The organism is Cellulomonas sp. P5_C6, assembly GCF_054049635.1.
Map to the genome: position 1 here is coordinate 1 of NZ_JBFULZ010000246.1, position 5199 is coordinate 5199.

5 protein-coding genes and 1 other RNA gene are annotated in these 5199 nt (G+C 75.4%); 5 read left to right on the forward strand and 1 reads right to left on the reverse strand.

Features of this window, described 5'->3' with window-relative positions; all coding sequences use genetic code 11:
- Positions 1–180: 180 nt before the first annotated feature.
- An RNA gene (gene ffs / locus ACXJKG_RS19150) (signal recognition particle sRNA small type) lies at positions 181–277 on the forward strand.
- On the opposite strand, the gene ACXJKG_RS19155 is transcribed toward ffs, so the two are convergent.
- Positions 275–703 carry an Lrp/AsnC family transcriptional regulator gene (locus tag ACXJKG_RS19155; RefSeq protein ID WP_456847322.1) on the reverse strand — a complete coding sequence of 143 codons (429 nt, stop codon included), beginning with the start codon at positions 701–703 and terminating at the stop codon, positions 275–277. The two genes, ffs and ACXJKG_RS19155, sit on opposite strands and share 3 nt — an antisense overlap.
- Before the next feature lie 80 nt (positions 704–783).
- On the opposite strand from ACXJKG_RS19155, the gene ACXJKG_RS19160 reads away from it, so the two are divergent.
- The 4 genes from ACXJKG_RS19160 to ACXJKG_RS19175 form a co-directional block, all read left to right on the forward strand.
- Positions 784–1410 (forward strand): LysE family transporter, encoded by a 627-nt coding sequence (locus tag ACXJKG_RS19160; RefSeq protein WP_456847323.1) that lies wholly within the window; start codon positions 784–786, stop codon positions 1408–1410.
- A 128-nt stretch (positions 1411–1538) separates the two neighbouring features.
- Positions 1539–2237, forward strand: a complete 699-nt coding sequence (locus ACXJKG_RS19165; protein WP_456847324.1) for an ABC transporter ATP-binding protein — start codon at positions 1539–1541, stop codon at positions 2235–2237.
- Positions 2234–3592 carry an FtsX-like permease family protein gene (locus ACXJKG_RS19170; RefSeq protein WP_456847325.1) on the forward strand — a complete coding sequence of 453 codons (1359 nt, stop codon included), beginning with the start codon at positions 2234–2236 and terminating at the stop codon, positions 3590–3592. Before ACXJKG_RS19165 ends, ACXJKG_RS19170 begins: the two co-directional genes overlap by 4 nt.
- A 56-nt stretch (positions 3593–3648) precedes the next feature.
- Positions 3649–5199: DNA polymerase III subunit gamma and tau (locus ACXJKG_RS19175; protein WP_456847326.1), on the forward strand; the 1551-nt coding region annotated here is incomplete at its 3' end.

Here is a 5199-nt window from a genome sequence, read left to right on the forward strand (position 1 = left end):
GCTCGGCGCGCTCGTCCACGCGCTCGACGAGGGCGTGGACCTGGCCGTCGCGCTGCGTCGCGCGACCGCCGCCGGAGCGGCCAACGCCCTCGAGCCGGGAGCTGCTCGCTTCGACCCGTCCGCCGTGGCGCTGCTCCTGGACCGTGTCATCGTCACCGACGGGACGGGTTAGGATTTCCGGCAGACCCCTCGTGCGGCGTCATCTCGCTGAACTCCCCCAGGGCCGGAAGGCAGCAAGGGCAGGTGAGCTCTGGCGGGTGTGCGGGGGGTCCTTTCATGCCCGCATGGCGAGCCGCGTGAACGTCTGGGCCACCCCGGCCTCCCGCTTCAGCCGCCGGACGAAGACGTCCAGCGCCGCGGGGTCCGGGACCACCGCGTGCAGCAGGTAGTCGTACGAGCCCGTCACGTGCACGGCGTCGAGCACCTGCGGGAACCCCTTCCTGGTGAGCGCGTCCGTGAAGTCCTCGTTCGAGGTCCCCTCGGCCAGCCGGACCTCGACGAACACCTCGAGCCCCGGGCCGGGCGCGGCACCGGCTCCGCCGCGGACGATGGTGAACGCGCGGATCGTGCCGTCGGCCACCAGGCGGCCCACGCGGTTGGCGGCCGCGTTCGGGCTGAGCCCCACGCGGGTACCGAGCTCGCTGTACGGCAACCGCGCATCCGCGGTCAGCTCGCGGAGGATTGCGTCGTCGATGGCGTCCATCCGTCGATGATCGCAGTGCGACGACGGATTCCGCAGATTCTGGTGTACCCTGGACCGCGTTGTCGGCGAGCCTGGGCCGCATGACCACGGCGTTCGTCCTCGGGGTGCTGGCGGGCCTGTCCGTCGCCATGCCGGTCGGGCCGGTCGGCGTGCTGCAGCTGCGCAGCGGGCTGGTGGACGGCGTCCGCGTGGCCGTGGGGGCGGCCTGCGGCATCGCGACGGTCGACCTCGCGTACGCGGTGCTGGCGGTCGCGGTCGGCGCGCCGGTGAGCCGGGTGCTCGGTGAGCACGCCGGGCTCGTTCGGGGGATCAGCGCCGGCGTGCTCGTCGCGGTCGGGCTGGTCGGTCTCGGCGCGGCCGCCCGGTCGTTGCGCCGACAGGTCCCGGCCGAACCCGCCGCGACCCCGGAGCCCGCCGGGACGTCCGCGTCGCGGGCCTACCTGCGGTTCGTCGGGCTGACAGCCGTCAACCCGCTGACCGCCGTCACCTTCACCACGATCGCCGTCGGGCTCGCCGCCCAGGTCGGGGGAGCGGGCTCCGTCTCGGCGTTCGTCGTCGGGGTCGGCCTCGCCTCGCTCGCGTGGCAGCTGGTGCTCGCCGTGACCAGCGGCCTGCTCGGCCTGCGCGTCCCGCCGCGGGCGCGCACCTGGGTGTCGATGGCCGGCGCCGGGGTGGTCGTCCTCGCGGGCGTCGCTCTCGTGGTCTGACCGGTCTGACCGGGCTGCCGGATCAGACGGGGGACGGACGTCCGTCCGCCTGCGGGTGCACACCCGCGCGCACGGAACGGGCCCACGGGTCGACGCGGGACGGGGCCTGCCACCGACAGCCTGGGAGCATGACCACCGCCTCGCCCCGCCTGTCCGCCCGCGGTCTCGTCAAGCGCTTCGGGCCGACGACCGCCCTCGCGGGGGTCGACGTCGACCTCGCCGCCGGGGAGTCGCTCGCCGTGATGGGCCCGTCCGGGTCCGGCAAGTCGACCCTGCTGCACTGCCTGGCGGGCATCCTGCTGCCCGACTCCGGCACGGTCGCGCTCGACGGGCAGGAGGTCGGCCGGCTGTCCGACCGCGAGCGCTCGCTGCTGCGCCGGCGGCACTACGGGTTCGTGTTCCAGTTCGGGCAGCTGCTCTCGGAGCTGCCCGCCGTCGAGAACGTCGCCCTGCCCGCGATGCTGCTGGGCACATCCCGACGAGAGGCCACGGCGCTGGCCGGGCAGTGGCTCGGCTCCCTCGGGCTCGCGGGGATGGAGGGCCGACGACCGGGCGAGCTCTCGGGCGGCCAGGCCCAGCGGGTCGCGGTCGCGCGCGCCCTGATCACCGGCCCGGCGGTCGTGTTCGCCGACGAGCCGACGGGCGCCCTCGACCAGTCGACCGGGCACGACGTCATGCAGCTGCTCACGCAGACGACGAAGGCCGCCGGCGCCTCGCTCGTCGTCGTGACCCACGACGCCGAGGTGGCCGGCTGGTGCGACCGCCGCATCGAGGTGCGCGACGGGCTCGTCGTCGGCGCGGCGGCACCCGCCGAGGTCGCCCGATGAACGCCGTCGTCGCCCTCGCTCCTCGGTTCCAGCGCGCCGGTGGCCGCGACGCCCGGGTCACCACCGGCCTCGCGATCACCGCGTTCACGGTGACGACCGGGCTCACGCTCAGCGTCGTCGGCGGCCTGCTGGGCTTCGCCGCCCGCGCCGCGCTGCCGGTCCCGCCCGGCCAGAACGACGTCCGGAGCCTGTACCTCACCCTCGCGTGGATCGCCGTGGTGCTGCTCGTGGTCCCGTTGGTGACGCTCGGTGGCGCCGCCGCCCGGCTCGGCGTGGCCCGTCGCGACGCCCGGCTCGCCACCCTGCGACTGCTCGGCGCGACGCCCCGGGAGGTCGTCGGGCTCACGGTGACCGAGACCGCCTGGCAGGGGCTGGTCGGGGCCGTGCTCGGCATCGTGCTCTACCTGGCGCTGCTGCCCGTCTGCGCGCTGCTGCCGTTCCAGGGCACCACCTTCAGCATGGCCGAGCTGTGGGTCGGCTGGCAGGGGTTCGCGATCACGCTGGTCGCGGTCCCGCTGCTGGCGGCGCTGTCCGGGGCCGTCTCGCTGCGGCGCGTGAGCGTGTCGCCGCTCGGGGTCGCGCGGCGCGAGACCCCCAAGGGCATGACATGGCTCCGGCTGGTGATCGCCGTCGTCGGCATCGGCACCTTCATGGTGGTCAGCGCCGGCGCCGGTGCCCTCGGCGCCGCCGCGGCGGGCGCGCTGGTCGGTGCGCTGGCGGTCGGCTTCGCCACCCTGAACGCGGTCGGACCCTGGGTGCTCGGGCTCGTCGGCAAGGTCTCGTTGAGGCGCGCGACGACGCCCACCCGCCTGCTCGCCGCCCGTCGGCTGCTCGACGACCCGAAGGCTGCCTGGCGCGTGGTCGGCGGGCTCGGGCTCGCGGGGTTCGTCGCCGGGGCGCTCGCCGTCCTGCCGGCGATCACGGCCGTCGACACCTCGGCGGACCCGGAGGGCGCCGTGCTCATGGACGACCTGGTGACCGGGGCGATGGTGACCCTCGTCGTGGCGTTCCTGCTCGCTGCTGTGTCCGCGGGCATCGCGCAGGCCGCCGGGGTGCTGGACCGGCGCCGCGAGATCGCCCTGCAGAACCTGGCCGGCACCCCCGTCGAGCTGCTCGACGCGGTCCGGCGGCGGACCGTGCTGGTGCCGCTGCTGTTCGTCGCCGTCGGCTCGGCTGTGGCCGCCCTGGTCATGTTCTTCCCGCTGTTCGGGCTGGCCCTGTTCACCTCTCCGCAGGGCGTCCTGCTGCTCGTCGCGTTCCTGACCGGCGGGTGCGCGCTGGTGTTCGCGGCGACGGAGACCTCGCGGCCGCTGCTCCGGTCGGTGCTGGCGGACACGGTCGTCCGCGCCGACTGAGTGAGGCTGAGGAGTCCGGGCGCGGACTGTCGGCACGGGCGTCTAGGGTTCGTGGCGTGACGACAGCCCTGTACCGCCGCTACCGGCCGGAGAACTTCGCCGAGGTGATCGGCCAGGACCACGTCACGGCACCCCTGCGGCAGGCGCTGCGCAGCGGTCAGGTCAACCACGCGTACCTCTTCTCCGGCCCGCGCGGCTGCGGCAAGACGACGTCCGCGCGCATCCTGGCCCGCATCCTCAACTGCGCGCAGAACACCGAGGAGAACCCCACCGATACCCCGTGCGGCGTCTGCCCGTCGTGCGTGGAGCTGGCGCGCGGGGGACCGGGCAGCCTCGACGTCGTGGAGATCGACGCGGCCAGCCACGGCGGTGTCGACGACGCCCGCGAGCTGCGCGAGCGCGCCACCTTCGCGCCGGCGCGCGACCGGTACAAGGTCTTCATCCTCGACGAGGCGCACATGGTCTCGAACCAGGGCTTCAACGCGCTGCTCAAGATCGTCGAGGAGCCCCCGCCGCACATCAAGTTCATCTTCGCGACGACGGAGCCCGACAAGGTCATCGGCACCATCCGCTCGCGCACGCACCACTACCCGTTCCGGCTGGTTCCGCCCGACGTCCTTGTGCCTTACCTCCAGCAGCTCTGCGACAGCGAGGGCGTGCCGGTGGCCTCCGGCGTGCTGCCGCTGGTGGTCCGGGCGGGCGGCGGGTCGGTCCGGGACACCCTGTCGGTGCTCGACCAGCTGATCGCCGGGTCCGGCGGCGGGGAGCTCGGGTACGAGGGCGCCGCGGCGCTGCTCGGGTACACGCAGGCCTCCCTGCTCGACGACCTGGTCGAGGCCGTCGCCGCCCGCGACGGCGCGTCCGCGTTCCGCGTGGTCGAGCGCGTCATCTCCACGGGCCACGAGCCCCGGCGGTTCGTCGAGGACCTGCTCGAGCGGCTGCGGGACCTCATCGTCATCGCCGCGTCCGGTGACGCCGCCGACGCCGCCCTGCGCGACGTCCCCACCGACCAGCTCGACCGCATGCGCCTTCAGGCCCGCCACCTCGGGCCGTCCGAGCTGTCCCGCTCGGCCGACCTCTGCAACGCCGCCCTCACCGAGATGACCGGTGCGACGTCCCCGCGCCTGCACCTCGAGCTGCTCATGGCCCGCCTGCTGCTGCCCGCGGCCGAGGACACGCGCACCGGCATCGGCGCGCGGCTCGACCGGCTCGAGCGCGGGCTCCCGGCCGACGGCGGCCCGGGTGTGCGCGTGCCGACGCACGCGGCACCCGCAGCCGAGGCGGCCGCCGCTCCTACCGCTCCCGCACCGGTTGCCGCGGCTCCGTCGCCGGCCGCACCGGCCCCAGTTGCCGCGCCGAGCGCTCCGGCCCCGGCGGTCGAGCCCGACGCGTCCCGGCCGGTCGCCGCGGCCTCGGCACCGGGCGGCCCAGCGGCTACGCCGACGTCCGACGTGGCCGACGGGCCCGCGGGGAACTCCGACCGCCCGGCGACGGACACCGCGGAGCCCACACCCGCCGCCGGCCCCGCTCCGGCTGCCGCGGCGGCCGCACCCGCTGCAACCGCGCCGACCTCCCCGGCGGCGTCGACCCCCGCACCGGCTCCGGCG